The organism is Streptomyces sp. NPDC025784 (genome assembly GCF_055558435.1).
In genome coordinates this window covers 310,533-325,718 of the sequence record NZ_JBVHMN010000001.1, presented here as the reverse complement: position 1 = coordinate 325,718, position 15,186 = coordinate 310,533, and the positions used below count along the sequence as shown (strand labels likewise).

The following is a 15,186-nucleotide window of genomic DNA, read 5'->3' as shown; positions in this document are numbered from 1 at the left end:
GGCCCACGGTGACCGACGACGACCGATGACGACTGCTCGGGTGCCTGTCGGCCCTGCATGAACCCGCACGGTCACCGCGCGGCCCCACCCGCCTCCCCGGGCGGGCCGGTTCGGGCCCGCGCGTCAGCCGATGTACGCCGGTGACACCGCCGCCGTGCTGATGCGTCGTGGTGCTCCCGTGCCGTCCGACGGGACGGTGTAGAGGTCGGCGCCGTAGTCGCCGGGGAGGGCGTAGACGAGGGTGTCGTCGTCGCGCCAGACGGCCTGGTCGTCGACGCTGCGGGGCTCGGCGAGCGGGGTTTCGCGCCGGGTGCGCAGGTCGAGGACGTAGAGGTGCCAGGGGGCGTCCTTCGGGAGGCCCTCGACCCGCTTCTTGAAGGCGACACGGGTGCCGTCGGGGGAGAGGGACGGGCATTCGACGTTCGTGCGCAGCGTGGTGACCGTGCGGGTGCGCAGGTCCCCGCGGACCAGGTACGTCTTCCCGCCCGTCGCCAGCGTCGCGTAGAACGTGCGGTCGTCGGCGGCGAAGGTGACGCCCCAGAAGTTCACGTCCGCCGCGTGGTAGTTCCGGCCGTCCTTCACCACCCGGTACGCCTCCAGGGACGCGGTCAGCTTCCCCGTCCGCGTGTCGACGACGGCCGCGCGGGTGGAGAAGTTCGTGCCCGCGTACGAGTCGCCGCCCACGAATGCCGTCCAGGCGGCGTAGTGGCCGCTGGGGGAGACCCGGGCACGGGACGGGATGCCGGGCACGTCGTAGCGTGCGCGCTCCTTCAGCCGTGCGTCGAGGATCACGGCACGGTAGGTGTCCTGGACGGGACCGTGCACCGCCTGGAGGCACACCCCGGTGCCCGCCGCCGCGTAGAAGCGCAGGCACTTGACCCCTGACACCGTGCGCGGGCCCGACGGGTCGGACGCCGGGACCGTGGCCAGTTCGTCGCGGTGCGGGCCCCACGCCATGTTCCGGAAGACCATACGGCCGCGGTCGCCGGTCAACGCCACCGTGCCCGTGGTGATCCGCGGGCCGCCGGGCCGGGCATGGTTCCTGCGGTCCGCCCTCGCCGACGCGTGCAGGACGGACGCCGTGGCGACGCCCGCCAGGACGACCAGCGCGGAGACCAGGACCAGGATGCGGGTGCGGAGGGTCATGCGAGCCCTTCGGGCGGGGTGGGACGGAGCCGGAACGAGAACAGGGCGCAGCACGCCAGCGCCACGACCGACGCGGTCAGCGCCGTGCGGTCGCCCCACGCCGTCCAGGCCGCGCCGAAGCCGAGCGAGCAGGCGAAACGGGCCAGCGCCTGACCCGTCTGGACCAGCGCGAGCCCCGACGAACGCAGCTCCCTCGGCACGCTGTCCGAGGCGGCAGCCATCAGCACGCCGTCGGTCGCCGCGTAGAAGGAGCCGTGCAGCACCAGGACGGCGTACGGCAGGGCCGACCCGTGCCAGGAGGACAGCAGGAGCCCGTACGCGACGAGCAGGGCGCCGTGGCCCGCCAGGAACACCCGCCACCGGCCGGTCCGGTCCGCGAGCCGGCCGAGCGGGACGGCCAGCAGCAGGAACGCCGCCGCCGTGCCGAGCGGCAGCAGCGCGAACCACCGGTCGGGCACGCCGAGCCGCCGCTGGAGCAGCAGGTACACGAACGAGTCGCTGACGGTCGCGAGCCCGAGGAGCAGGGCGCAGACGGAGATGCGGCGCAGGTCACGCCGGCCCAGGAGAGCGAGGGCGGCGCGGAGCGTGGGGCGGGGGGCCGCCTTTCCGCGGTCGGCGGCCGCGGCGGCGTCCACGACGGTTTCCGTGGCGACGCCCGTGCCGGAGTCGAGGCCCGTGCCGGAGCCGGCCGCCGTGCCGGAACCCCCCGGCACGAACAGCACCAGCACCAGCACACCGACCACGGCCACGCAGAAGCTCACCGTGAACACGGCGTCGTAGCCGTCCACGGTCGTCCGCAGGATCAGGAAGGCGACCAGGGGCCCGAAGAGCGCGCCCGCCGTGTCCATCGCGCGGTGCACGCCGAAGGCGCGCCCCCGGTTCTCCCCAGTGCTCGACAAGGAGATCAGCGCGTCGCGCGGGGCGGTGCGCAGGCCCTTGCCGGTGCGGTCGGCGGCCAGGATCAGCCCGATGGGCGTCAGGGACTGCGCCACCAGCAGCAGGGGCTTGCAGGCCGCCGACAGCGCGTACCCGGCGCCCGCCACCCACTTGTGCCGGCCGCCGCCCCGGTCGGCCAGGTGCCCGCCGACCAGACGCACCAGCGCCGAGAAGCCGTTGTAGATCCCGTCGAGCAGTCCGAAGCCCAGCGGGGACAGGCCGAGGCCCGCCACCAGGTAGAGGGGCAGCACGGCCGTCACCATCTCCGAGGAGACGTCGGTGATCAGACTGACCGTGCCGAGCGCCAGCACCGTGGGTGCGACCGCGGCACGGCGCCGCCCGGCCCGGGGCCGGGCGGCGCCTTCCGCGGACGCCGCCGCCGAGGTCTCCGGGGTGCCGGCGCGGCTGTCCGCCACGTACATCTCAGGACGTCCAGATGCCGGTGATGTCCTTGGCCGAGGCGGCGTTGCCCGCGTGCGGGAGACCGTGCATGTCCTCCAGCGTGCGCAGCAGGTCGTAGTGGTTGAACGTCGTGGAGGACGAGGAACCGGCGGTCACCTGCTGGCCGTAGAGCACGGTCGGGACGCGGTTGCCGCTGAGCCGGTTGTCCTCGTCGAAGGTGACGACGAGGAGACTGTTGTGGGTCGTGGCCCAGGTCGCGTAGGCGCCCAGGTTGTTCTTCAGCCAGGTGTCGCCGGAGGACACCGAGCAGTCGTGCATGTCGCTGCACAGGTTGGGGACGACGAAGGAGACCTGCGGGAGCGTCGAGTAGTCCGTCGGGAACTGCGCGAACGTCCTGGCGCTCGACGTCGGCACGTTGCTGAAGCCGAACCACGGGTTGTGCTTGCGGGCGTACTTGCCGCTGCTGCACGTCGTGGAGCCCTGGCTGGGCAGCGTCTCGTTGTAGCTGCCCCACGTCTTGCCCGCCGCGATCAGCTCGGAGGCGAGGTTGGGGGCGGAGGAGAAGCCGGGCGTGTAGCAGCTGTCGTCGGTGATGCCCTGGGTGGAGCCGGAGAACAGGGCGAAGTAGTTGGGCTGGCTCGGGTGGGTCTCGGCGTAGGACTGGGAGAGGTTCGCGCCTCCCGTCTTGAGGGAGTTGATGTACGGCGCGCTGGACGAGCCGATCACCTGGCTGTAGGCGTGGTTCTCGAAGACCACGACGACGACGTGGTCCGGGGTCGGGACCGCGGCCGCGGCGTGGGCGGTGGACGAGCCGCCGAACCCGGTCCACAGCCCGACCGCCGCGGCGGTGAAGGCGAGGGCCGACGCCACGAGGGCACGGCTGCGGCGGTACACGTTTCTGCCGGACACTTCAGACCTCCGGTGGGGGGAGAGACGGGGGCGGTGCGGACAGAGCATGCACACGCCAACCTTCCCCCGCCTCACGCGGCCCAACCCGAGGGGTGAAGAGCGGATGAACTACTGCCGCCGGGCGGCCAGCTCGCTCAGCAGCCGGTGCAGCGGCTCGGTCTCGCGCCGCCGGTACTCCTGGACCGCCCAGCCGTTCCCGTCCGGGTCCTTGAAGTACATGAACGTGGCGCCGTCCTGCGGGGCGAACTCCACCGGCTCGCTGACGTCGAGGCCGCGGGCCGTGAGCTCGTCGTACGCGGCCTTGGCGTCGGCGACGCACAACTGCATCCCGTGGTACGTCCCCGGCTGCGGGGTCCCGGTCGGCACCTGGAGGCCGTCCACCAGCGCGATGGAGCACCCCGAGCCGGGCGGAGTCAGCTGGACGATCCGCACCCCCTCCATCACCTCGCCGTCCAGGTCGACGTGGAACCCGACCTTGTCCCGGTAGAACTCCTTGGCCCGGTCCACGTCGGACACCGGCAGCAGGATCACTTCGAGGGTCATGTCCATGGCGTGACTCCTTTGTCGTACAGCGCACGGGCATCCCCTACAGAAGCGGAGTCCGGCGCGGGGCGCCACCCTGGTGACCGGGGTTAGGCTCTGGCTCGGACGACCTTGATCGGACAGGAGGCCGAGGATGACGGCGCCGGGACGCAGGAGCAGTACCTTCACACGGCTGCTGCGGCACGGTTTCACCGACCCCTCCGCGGCCGAGCGCCTCCTGGACGGCGCCGAGCTGGAACCCGTCCGCTCCGACCCGGTGCTCCTGGAGGCCCTCGGCGCCACGGCCGACCCCGACCTCGCGCTCCTCGGACTGGTCCGGCTCGTCGAGGCGCAGGACGGCCACACCGCCCAGCGGGAACTGCTCGACACCCTGATCGCGGCGAAGCCCCTGCGCGACCGGCTCCTCGGCGTGCTCGGCTCCTCGGCCGCCCTCGCCGACCATCTCGCCCGGCACCCGCGCGACTGGCACGCCCTCGTCACCTACGAGCCGCAGGACCTGCACCCCGGAGTGCGGGAGTTCGAGCGGGGGCTCGCCGAGGCATCGACCCCCGTCTCGCTGCGCGTCGCCTACCGGCGCTGCCTGCTGTCCATCGCCGCGCGCGACGTGTGCGGCACCACCGACCTCGCCCAGTCCGCCGCCGAGCTCGCCGACCTCGCCACCGCGACCCTGCGCGCCGCCCTCGCCATAGCCGAGACGGCCGCCCCCGACGACGCGGCGCAGTGCCGCCTCGCGGTCGTCGCGATGGGCAAGTGCGGGGGACACGAGCTCAATTACGTGTCGGACGTCGACGTGATCTTCGTCGGGGAGGCCGCCGACGGAGCCGACGAACGCAAGGCCCTCCAGGCCGCGACGCGGCTCGCCTCCCACATGATGCGGATCTGCTCCGAGACGACCGTCGAGGGCAGCATCTGGCCGGTGGACGCCAACCTGCGCCCCGAGGGGCGCAACGGACCCCTGGTGCGCACGCTGAGCAGCCATCTCGCCTACTACCAGCGGTGGGCCAAGACCTGGGAGTTCCAGGCACTGCTGAAGGCCAGGCCGGTGGCCGGGGACCTCGGCCTCGGCGAGCAGTACGTGGCCACACTCGCCCCGCTGGTGTGGCACGCCGCCGAGCGCGACAACTTCGTCGCCGACGTGCAGAAGATGCGCCGCAGGGTCGTCGAGAACATCCCCGCCGCCGAGATCGAGCGCGAGCTGAAGCTCGGCCCCGGCGGCCTGCGCGACGTCGAATTCGCCGTGCAGCTGCTCCAGTTGGTGCACGGGCGGGCCGACACGTCGCTGCGCAGCGGCACCACGCTGGACGCGCTGAAGGCCCTGGCCGCCGGCGGTTATGTGGGGCGCGCCGACGCCATGCAGCTCGACGACGCGTACCGGTTCCTGCGCTCCATGGAGCACCGTATCCAGCTCTACCGGCTGCGGCGCACCCATCTGGTGCCTCAGGACGAGGCCGATCTGCGCCGCATCGGACGGTCGCTGGGACTGCGGTCCGACCCCGTCGTGGCACTGAACCGGGAGTGGAAGCGGCACGCCGCCGTCGTCCGCCGGCTGCACGAGAAGCTGTTCTACCGGCCGCTGCTCGACGCCGTCGCCCAACTCGCCCCCGGCGAGAGCAGGCTGAGCCCCGACGCGGCCCGCGAACGGCTCGTCGCGCTCGGGTACGCCGACCCGGCCGCCGCGCTGCGGCACCTGGAGGCGCTGGCGTCCGGCGTCACGCGCAAGGCCGCCATCCAGCGGACCCTGCTGCCCGTCCTGCTCGGCTGGTTCGCGGACTCCGCCGACCCCGATGCCGGACTGCTCAACTTCCGCAAGGTGTCCGACGCCCTCGGCAAGACCCCTTGGTACCTGCGGCTGTTGAGGGACGAGGGCGCCGCGGCGGAGAACCTGGCGCGGGTGCTGTCCGCCGGCCGGCTCGCCCCCGACCTGCTGATGCGTGCCCCGGAAGCGGTGGCGCTGCTCGGCGACGGGGACGGCGGCGGGCTCGAACCGCGGACCCGGGCCCACCTGGAGCAGGAGATACTCGCCGCGGTCGGCCGGGCCGACGGCGGCGAGCAGGCGGTCACCGCCGCCCGCGGGGTGCGGCGGCGCGAGCTGTTCCGCACCGCCGCGGCCGACATCGTCGCCTCCTACGGCACCGAGGAGATGCCCGCCGTCGCCGACCAGGGCGCCCTGGTGGACCTGGTCGGCGGCGCGGTCTCCGACCTGACGGCCGCGACCCTCGCCGGCACGCTGCGGGCCGTGGTGCGCGACGGATGGGGGGACACCCTGCCCACCCGGTTCGCGGTGATCGGGATGGGCCGGTTCGGCGGACACGAACTCGGCTACGGCTCCGACGCGGACGTGCTGTTCGTGCACGAGCCCCGGGAGGGCGTCGACGATCAGGAGGCGGCCCGCGCCGCGAACAAGGTGGTGTCCGAGATGCGGCGGCTGCTCCAGATCCCGAGCGCCGACCCGCCCCTGCTCATCGACGCCGACCTGCGGCCCGAGGGCAAGTCGGGCCCGCTGGTGAGGACGTTGAAGTCGTACGAGGCCTACTACCGGCGCTGGTCGCTGGTGTGGGAGTCGCAGGCGCTGCTGCGCGCGGAACTCGTGGCGGGCGACGAGGACCTGGGCAGCCGGTTCATCGAGCTGGTCGACCCGCTGCGGTACCCGGCGGAGGGGCTCGGCGACGACGCGGTGCGCGAGATCCGTCGGCTGAAGGCACGGATGGAGGCGGAGCGACTGCCGCGGGGCGCCGATCCCACGCTGCACACCAAACTCGGACGGGGCGGGCTGTCCGACGTGGAATGGACCGTGCAGCTGATGCAGTTGCAGAACGGCTGGGCGGAGCCGGGCCTGCGGACGACGCGGACGCGGGAGGCGCTGGCCGCCGCCTGTGCGGCGGAGCTCATCTCGACGGAGGACGCGGCGACGCTGGACGAGGCCTGGGTGCTGGCCACCCGGGTGCGCAACGCCGTGATGCTGGTCCGCGGCCGGGCCGGCGACACCTTCCCGTCCGACGCGCGTGAACTCGCCGCGGTGGGACGGTACCTGGGGTACGGGCCGGGGCACGTGGGAGACATGCTCGACGACTACCGGCGGACCACCAGGCGGGCGAGGGCCCTCGTGGAGGAACTGTTCTACGGGGCCTGAGCCTTGCCCGGACCGGTGGTGGCGACGGCGACGGCGACGGCGTCCGTGGCGTCGGCGTCCGCGACGGCTGCGTCGGGACCGTCGCCGCCGCCCGCACCGGCGCCCGCGACACGAGCCTCCGCGGCTCCTGTCCGGGACGCGGTCGCGGCCCCGGTTCCGGCGCCGGTCCCACCCGCAACCGTGCCCGGCCGCGCCCGACGTGACAGTGCCACGCCGGCGAGCACCGTCACCATGCCCGCCACGACCCGCGCGCCGATGCGTTCGTCCAGGACCAGCGCGCCCAGCGCCACCGAGACGACCGGCAGCAGATAGCCCACGGTCGCCGCGCTGGTGGGGCCCTCGTCGGCGATCATGCGGTAGTTGAGGTAGAAGGTGATGCCGGTGGCGAAGACGCCGAGCACGGCGACCGCCGGCAGGGCCGTCACGTCGACGTCGTGGAGCGGGCCCGCGGCGGGCAGGGCCAGGGTGCTCCAGCCGGTGGCGGTGAGCAGCTGGGCCGCCGAGACGGCGAGCGGGGCGCCGTGTCCCGTCAGATGGCGGGCCATGTAGGCGAAGGCGATCGCGTAACTGGCGGCCGCGCCCAGCAGCGCGAGGGCGCCCCAGCCGACGAGGTGCGACTGCTGCCAGGGGGCGAAGATCACCAGGACGCCCGCGAAGCCGAGGAGAAGGCCGGTCAGGCGCAGCGGGCGCAGGTCGCGGTCCGTGCCCAGCAGGACTCCGATGAGCAGGGACCACAGGGGCGTCGTCGCATTGAGGACACCGGCCACGCCCGAGTCGACGGTCTGCTCGCCGAGGGCGAAGAGCGCGAAGGGGATCGCGTTGCAGAAGAGGGCGGCGACGACCAGGTGCCCCCACAGGGAGCGCGAGCGAGGGAGCCGCTGACCTGCCGAGCGGGCGAGGAGGGCGAGGACCGCCGTGCCCAGGGCGCAGCGCGTGAGGGTGATGACGGCGGGGGACAGGCCGTGGTTCAGGGCCAGTTTGATCCAGAGGAAGCCCGAGCCCCAGAGGAGGGCCAGGGCGCCCATGCGCAGGGAGGACGTCAGGGAGCGCTGCATGGGTCCACGGTCCAGGAGGAATGGATTGAGGACAAGTGAAGAGTCCTGCATGGAATGTTAAGCTGGACTGCATGCTTGATGTGCGGCGCATGCAGGTCCTTCGGGCAGTGGTCGGATGCGGGTCCGTCACGGGCGCCGCGGCGGACCTCGGGTACACGCCGTCCGCCGTCAGCCAGCAGATCGCCGCGCTGGAGCGGGAGGCAGGGGCCGAGCTGCTGGAGCGGGTCGGGCGGGGCGTGCGGCCCACCCCCGCCGGACTGCTGCTGACCGAGTACGCCGACGTCATCGGGCGCCAGGTCGCCGAGGCCGAGACCGCGCTGGCCGATCTGCTGTCCGGGCGCACGGGGCGGCTGGCCGTACGGTACTTCGCGACCGCGGGAGCCGCGCTCGTCGCGCCCGCCATCGCCCGTTTCCGCTCCGAGCACCCGGGTGTCGAGGTCGAGTTGAAACTCACCGACCCCGAGGACCCGTTGCCGGACGTGAAGGAGGGGCGGGCCGATCTGGCGCTCGTCGTGGGACCGCGCGACCCCGTCCCGGACGGTGTGCGGCTCGTGCACCTGCTGGACGATCCGTACCGCGTCGTCCTGCCGCGGGGGCACCGGCTCGCGGGGCGGCGCACGCCCGCGCTCGCCGACCTCGCGGGAGAGCCCTTCGTGGGCAGCGAATGGCCCGGGCCCTGCCTCGCCGCCCAGCTCGACGCCTGTGCGGCGGCCGGCTTCACGCCCGGCTTCGTGGTGCAGAGCGAGGACTACGTCACCGCGCAGGGCTTCGTGGCGGCGGGACTCGGGGTGAGCCTGATCCCCCGGCTCGGGCTGGGCGGCCGCCATCCCGACGTCGTCGTGCGCAAGGTCCGCGACCCGGAGCCCATGAGGGCCATCTACGCGGCCGTGCGTGAGTCCGCCCCCGAACGGCCCGCGCTGCGGGGTCTGCTGGACGCGCTGAGCGTCGTGGCCCGCGAGGGGACGTGACCCCGCCCGGGCCTCACGCCCCCCTGCACGGCCCTGGCGTGGGCGAGGAAGGCGTCCAGGGCCAGTTCGAAGGCGCGGTCCGCGCGGCCGTCGCCGACGGCGTCCAGGGCCGCGGCGAGGCGCGGGGTGGCCGTGTCGTCCGGGAGCTCCCACATGGCCTCGGGGCCCCGAGGTCCAGGGCCGAGCCGAGGACCAGGTCCTCCAGGGCGATGATCACCGGCATCACGTCGGGCAGGGCGAAGCCGGCGTCCGACGGGCGCCCCACCGGACACCTCGTCGAGCACGCCGCGATGGACCTGGTCGCCGACGTCATGCCGCGGCCCTCGTACCGGGAACGGCGGACCCGGCTCGTCGAGCTGCTGTCCGCGATGGCGGCCATCGGGCTGACCGGCGCGCACGTGATGGACGCCGGGGACCCGGAGCCGGTCGGCGCCGTCGCCGAGGAGACCGTGCTGCCGGTGCGGCTGCGGTTCGCACCCTGGTGCATGCCCGGCGCGGACCGCGCGGCCCTCGACGAGCTGGTGGCGCTGCAGGGCCGCAGGGGGCGCCACCGGCTGGTCGGCGGCGTCACATTCTTCATGGACGGCACCGTGGAGGGCGGCACGGCGTGGCTGGAGCACGCCGACTGCCACGGACAGGGCACCGAGGCCTTCCGGCCCGACCCCGCCGCCTACGCCGCCGCCGTACGGCACCTGCACGCGGCCGGCGTCCGCACCGCCACGCACGCGAGCGGGGACGCCGCCGTACGGCACGTGCTCGACACCGTGCGGGCGCTCGGCCCGGACGGGCGGCCGGCCCACCGGATCGAGCACATCGAGACCGCCATCGACGACACCCCGGCACGCTTCGCGGAGCTCGGGGTCATCGCCTCCATGCAGCCGCCGCACACCGGGTACACGCGCGCCGACCACGGCGACGAATGGTCCCGCAGGCTCGGGCCCGAGCGGGCCGCGCGCGCCTGGCGCACTGGGGACCTGCGCGACGCCGGAGCGGTGGTCGCCCTGGGCTCCGACTGGCCGATCGCCGCGTACGACGTGCGCGGCCTCCTGGCGACCGCCCGCGCGCCGCTGGGCGCGGCCTCGGCGCGGGACGGGCTCACGGGGCTCCAGGCACTGGAGGGTCGCACGACGCACGCCGCGCTCGCCGCGGGCGAGCCGGAGGCGGCCGGACGCATCGCTCCGGGCCTGCGGGCGTACCGGTCAGGCCTTCAGCGGCAGCAGGGCGGCCCCACCCGTACCCGGCACCCAGCGCGGCAGCGCGTACGGCAGGGCGCCGCACCACAGCCGGGCCACCAGGAACCCGAACGCCAGGCACAGCATGCCGCCGACCGCGTCCAGCCAGAAGTGATTGGCGGTGGCGACGATGACCACGAGCGTCGCCGCCGGGTACAGCAGACCCAGGACGCGCGCCCAGGGCACGGACGCCAGCGCGAAGACGGTCACACCGCACCACAGCGACCAGCCGATGTGCATCGAGGGCATCGCGGCGTACTGGTTGGACATGTGCTTCAGGTCGCCGGAGGCCATCGAACCCCAGGTGTGGTGGACCAGCACCGTGTCGACGAAATCGCCGCCGGTCATCAGACGGGGCGGCGCGAGCGGGAAGAAGTAGTAGCCGACGAGGGCCACGGCCGTGGTCGCGAACAGCGCGAGCCGGGCCGCCGCGTAGCGGCCCGGGTGGCTGCGGTACAGCCACACCAGCACGCCGAGCGTCACCACGAAGTGCAGTGTCGCGTAGTAGTAGTTCATCCCGATGATCAGCCATGTCGCCGAGTTCACGGTGTGGTTGACCGACTGCTCGACGGCGATCCCGAGGTGGTGCTCCGTGCGCCAGATCCAGTCCGCGTTGCGCAGGGCCTCGTGCTTCTGCTCCGGCACGGCGTTGCGGATCAGCGAGTACGTCCAGTAGCTCAAGGCGATCAACAGGATCTCGAACCAGAAGCGGGGGCGCCGCGGGGCCCGCAACCCGTGCAGGAATCCGTGCCCCGCTTCCTCCTCCGCGACGGGCTGTGGAGGGGCCTGCTCCCGGCCTTCCAGTGTCGTCACGGTCTTCTCACCCATAGGCACAGAGTCTGCCAGAAAAGCGTTCTCCGACCGATCATCCCCTGGTCGGGTCCGGGCCGCACGTTCTACACCGGGAGGAGGGGCGCGAAGGCCCCGTATGCTCCTCCTCAGGGACGATTGCGGTCCCCGGGTGCAGAAGCGGTCGAACCGCGCACCACCAGCTCCGGCATGAACACGAACTCACTGTGCGGAGCGGGCGTCCCGCCGATCTCCTCCAGCAGCGTGCGAACCGCGGCCTGCCCCATCGCCGGGACCGGCTTGCGGATCGTCGTCAGCGGCGGGTCGGTGAACGCGATCAGCGGGGAGTCGTCGAAACCGACCACCGAGACGTCCGTCGGCACCTCCAGGCCGCGCTGCCGGGCCGCCCGTATGGCACCGAGCGCCATCATGTCGCTCGCGCACACCACCGCCGTGCAGTCCCGGTCCATCAAGGCGCTGGCGGCGGCCTGGCCGCCCTCCAGGGTGTAGAGCGAGTGCTGGACCAGCCGCTCCTCGATGTCGGCGGGGCTCAGCCCCAACTGCTCCTGCACGGTGCGCACGAAGCCCTCGATCTTGCGCTGCACGGGGACGAACCGCTTGGGGCCGAGAGCCAGGCCGATGTTGGTGTGCCCGAGCGAGACGAGGTGGGTGACCGCGAGGGCCATCGCCGCCCGGTCGTCGGGGGAGATGAAGGGGGCCTGCACCTTGGGGGAGAATCCGTCGACCAGGACGAAAGGGACACCCTGGGCGCGCAGCTGCTCATAGCGCTGCATGTCCGCGGAGGTGTCCGCGTGCAGACCGGAGACGAAGATGATGCCCGCGACGCCGCGGTCCACCAGCATCTCCGTGAGCTCGTCCTCGGTGGAACCGCCCGGTGTCTGGGTGGCGAGCACCGGCGTGTAGCCCTGCCGGGTCAGCGCCTGCCCGATCACCTGCGCCAGGGCGGGGAATATCGGGTTCTCCAGCTCGGGGGTTATGAGGCCCACCAGGCCCTCGCTGCGCTGCCGCAGACGCACGGGGCGCTCGTAGCCCAGTACGTCCAGCGCGGCCAGGACGGACTGGCGGGTGGTCGCGGCGACGCCCGGCTTCCCGTTCAGGACGCGGCTGACAGTCGCCTCGCTGACCCCCGCCTGGGCTGCGATGTCGGCAAGCCGTGTGGTCACGGGATTGGACTGTACCGGCCGAATCTCACCCTGCCCACCAACCAGACGCCGTGTGCGGGCGGTTGATCGGCCCGCTCCGGGCTGCTGCGTCATCGCGCTCCCTCTTGTTCTGGTCGGCTCGGCGTCCCGTGCGTGCGCCGCGGGAAGGGGTGGCTCCTGCAAGGCGCTGACGGGCAGATGATCCCCGTACCCGTCCGCCGTGGCAAGAGCTTGCAGAGTCTTGCACAGCGGGCCACATGTCTGCTGAGCGGCCTCGCACAAGGGTTTCCTTAGTGCCACCGACGGGTCACGGGAGGGTAACTCTCGGCAGTCCTTGCATTTTTTTTCTGCAAGGTCTTTCGCGGCGCTTACAACGCTGTTACGTTCACGTCGCCCGGCGGACGCAACGGCGCAGTCGGCAAGTCGGCAAGGAGAGCGGGCGGGACCGCTCCTCCACCCACTCGGGCTTTCACCCTCAAGGAGATCTCATGCGGCGTGGCATAGCGGCCACCGCGCTGGTGGCGTCCCTCGCCCTCGCGGCGACGGCCTGCGGCGGCAGCGACAGCGGCAGCGACAAGTCGGACGGCCCCCTCACCATCACGTGGTGGGACACCTCCAACGCCACCAATGAGGCGCCGACGTACAAGGCCCTGGCCAAGGAGTTCGAGAAGGCCAACCCGAACATCAAGGTCAAGTACGTCAACGTGCCCTTCGACCAGGCGCAGAACAAGTTCGACACGGCCGCCGGTTCCAAGGGTGCCCCGGACGTCCTGCGCTCCGAGGTCGGCTGGACCCCCGCCTTCGCGAAGAAGGGCTACTTCCTGCCGCTCGACGGCACCGACGCCCTCGCGGACCAGAGCAAGTTCCAGCCCAACCTGATCGAGCAGGCCAAGTTCGACGGCAAGACGTACGGTGTGCCGTTCGTCACGGACACCCTGGCGCTCGTCTACAACAAGGCGCTCTACAAGAAGGCCGGCATCACCGAGGCCCCGAAGACCTGGGCCGACCTGAAGACCGCCGCCGCGACGATCAAGAAGAAGACGGGCGTGGACGGCTACTGGGGCTCGACCCAGGCCTACTACGCGCAGTCCTTCCTCTACGGCGAGGGCACCAACACGGTCGACGCCGACGCCAAGAAGATCACGGTGAACTCGCCCGAGGCCAAGAAGGCGTTCGGCACCTGGCAGGGCCTGTTCTCCGGCAAGGGCCTGCACAAGGCGGACACCACCGCCGACGCGTACGCCCACATCCAGGACGCCTTCGTCAACGGCAAGGTCGCCTCGATCATCCAGGGCCCGTGGGAGATCACCAACTTCTACAAGGGCTCGGCCTTCGCGGACAAGGCGAACCTCGGTATCGCCACCGTCCCGGCCGGCTCCACCGGCAAGGCGGGCGCCCCGACCGGCGGCCACAACCTCTCCGTGTACGCGGGTTCGGACAAGGCCCACCAGGAGGCCTCGCTGAAGTTCGTGAAGTTCATGACCTCCGCGAAGTCGCAGTCGACGATCGCCCTCAAGAACTCCACGCTGCCGACGCGTGACGACGCCTACACCGCCGAGGTCAAGGCCGACCCGGGCATCGCCGGCTACCAGAGCGTCCTCCCCGCCGCTCAGCCGCGCCCCGCGCTTCCCGAGTACGGCTCCCTGTGGGGCCCGCTCGACACCGAGCTGCCGAAGATCGCGGGTGGCAAGGAGTCGCTGGACAAGGGTCTGAGCAACGCCGAACTGGCGATCGCCAAGCTGGTCCCGGACTTCAGCAAGTGAGCCCGTGTGGCCGCCGGATCCTTCCCCGGCCCGACTTCCGTCGGGCCGGGGGGACCCCTACAACAGGGGGAGAGGATCCGGCGGCCACCGGCTGTGTGCGCCCAACTCCTGATCTTGCAGAAGGTGTCGAACCATGACAGTCGCCATCGACCGAGCGACCGGCAAGCGCCGCGGTGACCGAGCACCGCGTCCGGGCCGGATGCAGCGTCTGAAGCACTCGTACCAGAAGTACTGGTATGCGTACGCGATGATCGCTCCGGTCGTCGTCGTACTCGGCGGATTGGTGCTCTATCCCCTGGTACGGGGCCTCTATCTGACGTTCACGGACGCCAACAGCCTCAACTCGGCCCGCACGATCGGCGTCAACCACATCGACGCCACCTACAAGTTCATCGGCCTGGACAACTACAAGGACATCCTGTGGGGTCCGACGTCGTACGACCGCTTCTGGTCGCACTTCATCTGGACCATCGCCTGGACCGTCCTGTGTGTCGCCCTGCACTACTGCATCGGCCTCGGTCTGGCGCTGCTGCTCAACCAGAAGCTGCGCGGCCGTACGTTCTACCGGCTGGTCCTGGTGCTGCCGTGGGCCGTGCCGACCTTCGTCACCGTCTTCGGCTGGCGCTTCATGCTCGCCGACGGCGGCATCATCAACTCCATGCTCGACGCGGTGCACCTGCCCACGCCGCTGTGGCTGGAGGACACCTTCTGGCAGCGGTTTGCCGCGATCATGGTCAACACCTGGTGCGGTGTGCCGTTCATGATGGTCTCGCTGCTCGGCGGACTGCAGTCCATCGACGGCACGCTGTACGAGGCGGCCGAGATGGACGGCGCGAACAAGTGGCAGCAGTTCCGCTTCGTGACCCTGCCGGGTCTCAGGTCGGTCAGCTCCACCGTCGTGCTCCTCGGCATCATCTGGACGTTCAACCAGTTCGCGGTGATCTTCATCCTCTTCGGCAACACCGCGCCGGACGCCCAGATCCTCGTCACCTGGGCCTACTACCTCGGCTTCGGACAGCAGCCGCGCGACTTCGCGCAGTCGGCGGCCTACGGCATGCTGCTGCTGGCCATTCTGATCGTCTTCACCTCCTTCTACCGCCGCTGGCTGAACCGCAATGACCAGCAGCTCGCGATCTGAGGCAGGAGTCTC

General features: G+C 71.9%; 11 protein-coding genes and 2 pseudogenes. 5 read left to right on the top strand and 8 right to left on the bottom strand.

Annotated features, from left to right (window positions below; all coding sequences use genetic code 11):
* Positions 1-123: 123 nt before the first annotated feature.
* From ACZ4IF_RS01410 to ACZ4IF_RS01395, 4 genes are all read right to left on the bottom strand, one after another.
* Positions 124-1,146 carry a TolB family protein gene (locus ACZ4IF_RS01410; protein ID WP_467558500.1) on the bottom strand — a complete coding sequence of 341 codons (1,023 nt, stop codon included), beginning with the start codon at positions 1,144-1,146 and terminating at the stop codon, positions 124-126.
* On the bottom strand, positions 1,143-2,504 hold the full coding sequence (locus ACZ4IF_RS01405) for an MFS transporter (RefSeq protein WP_467558498.1): 1,362 nt from the start codon (positions 2,502-2,504) through the stop codon (positions 1,143-1,145). The genes ACZ4IF_RS01410 and ACZ4IF_RS01405 overlap by 4 nt, the downstream gene beginning before the upstream one ends.
* A gap of 1 nt (position 2,505) precedes the next feature.
* Positions 2,506-3,393 (bottom strand): alkaline phosphatase family protein, encoded by an 888-nt coding sequence (locus ACZ4IF_RS01400; protein WP_467558497.1) that lies wholly within the window; start codon positions 3,391-3,393, stop codon positions 2,506-2,508.
* 108 nt (positions 3,394-3,501) lie between these two features.
* Positions 3,502-3,942, bottom strand: coding sequence for a VOC family protein (locus ACZ4IF_RS01395; protein ID WP_467558496.1), 441 nt, complete (start codon positions 3,940-3,942; stop codon positions 3,502-3,504).
* A 127-nt stretch (positions 3,943-4,069) separates the two neighbouring features.
* On the opposite strand from ACZ4IF_RS01395, the gene ACZ4IF_RS01390 reads away from it, so the two are divergent.
* Positions 4,070-7,066, top strand: coding sequence for a bifunctional [glutamine synthetase] adenylyltransferase/[glutamine synthetase]-adenylyl-L-tyrosine phosphorylase (locus tag ACZ4IF_RS01390; RefSeq protein ID WP_467558495.1), 2,997 nt, complete (start codon positions 4,070-4,072; stop codon positions 7,064-7,066).
* Here ACZ4IF_RS01390 and ACZ4IF_RS01385 read toward each other — a convergent pair.
* Positions 7,054-8,121: a DMT family transporter gene (locus ACZ4IF_RS01385; protein ID WP_467558494.1), complete on the bottom strand. Its 1,068-nt coding sequence runs from the start codon at positions 8,119-8,121 to the stop codon at positions 7,054-7,056. The genes ACZ4IF_RS01390 and ACZ4IF_RS01385 overlap by 13 nt on opposite strands.
* Positions 8,122-8,192: 71 nt before the next feature.
* On the opposite strand from ACZ4IF_RS01385, the gene ACZ4IF_RS01380 reads away from it, so the two are divergent.
* Entirely contained in the window at positions 8,193-9,089 is an 897-nt protein-coding gene (locus ACZ4IF_RS01380; RefSeq protein WP_467558493.1) for a LysR family transcriptional regulator, read from the top strand.
* A 26-nt stretch (positions 9,090-9,115) separates the two neighbouring features.
* Here the strand turns inward: ACZ4IF_RS01380 and ACZ4IF_RS01375 are convergent.
* Positions 9,116-9,339, bottom strand: a pseudogene (locus ACZ4IF_RS01375) (TetR/AcrR family transcriptional regulator); the annotation flags it as partial.
* Between ACZ4IF_RS01375 and ACZ4IF_RS01370 the strand changes: the two are divergent.
* Positions 9,338-10,282 (top strand): annotated as a pseudogene (locus ACZ4IF_RS01370) (amidohydrolase family protein); the annotation flags it as partial. The pseudogenes ACZ4IF_RS01375 and ACZ4IF_RS01370 sit on opposite strands and share 2 nt — an antisense overlap.
* 6 nt (positions 10,283-10,288) lie before the next feature.
* Here ACZ4IF_RS01370 and ACZ4IF_RS01365 read toward each other — a convergent pair.
* Both ACZ4IF_RS01365 and ACZ4IF_RS01360 read right to left on the bottom strand, forming a co-directional pair.
* Positions 10,289-11,149, bottom strand: a complete 861-nt coding sequence (locus tag ACZ4IF_RS01365; RefSeq protein ID WP_467558492.1) for a phosphatase PAP2 family protein — start codon at positions 11,147-11,149, stop codon at positions 10,289-10,291.
* Positions 11,150-11,259: 110 nt separating this feature from the next.
* Positions 11,260-12,294, bottom strand: a complete 1,035-nt coding sequence (locus tag ACZ4IF_RS01360; RefSeq protein ID WP_359502089.1) for a LacI family DNA-binding transcriptional regulator — start codon at positions 12,292-12,294, stop codon at positions 11,260-11,262.
* Between the two features lie 467 nt (positions 12,295-12,761).
* Here ACZ4IF_RS01360 and ACZ4IF_RS01355 point away from each other — a divergent pair, with 467 nt between their 5' ends.
* A complete protein-coding gene (locus ACZ4IF_RS01355; protein ID WP_467558491.1) occupies positions 12,762-14,036 on the top strand; it encodes an extracellular solute-binding protein in 1,275 nt (424 codons plus the stop codon).
* A 133-nt stretch (positions 14,037-14,169) separates the two neighbouring features.
* Positions 14,170-15,174, top strand: coding sequence for a carbohydrate ABC transporter permease (locus tag ACZ4IF_RS01350; RefSeq protein WP_467558490.1), 1,005 nt, complete (start codon positions 14,170-14,172; stop codon positions 15,172-15,174).
* Positions 15,175-15,186 lie beyond the last annotated feature (12 nt).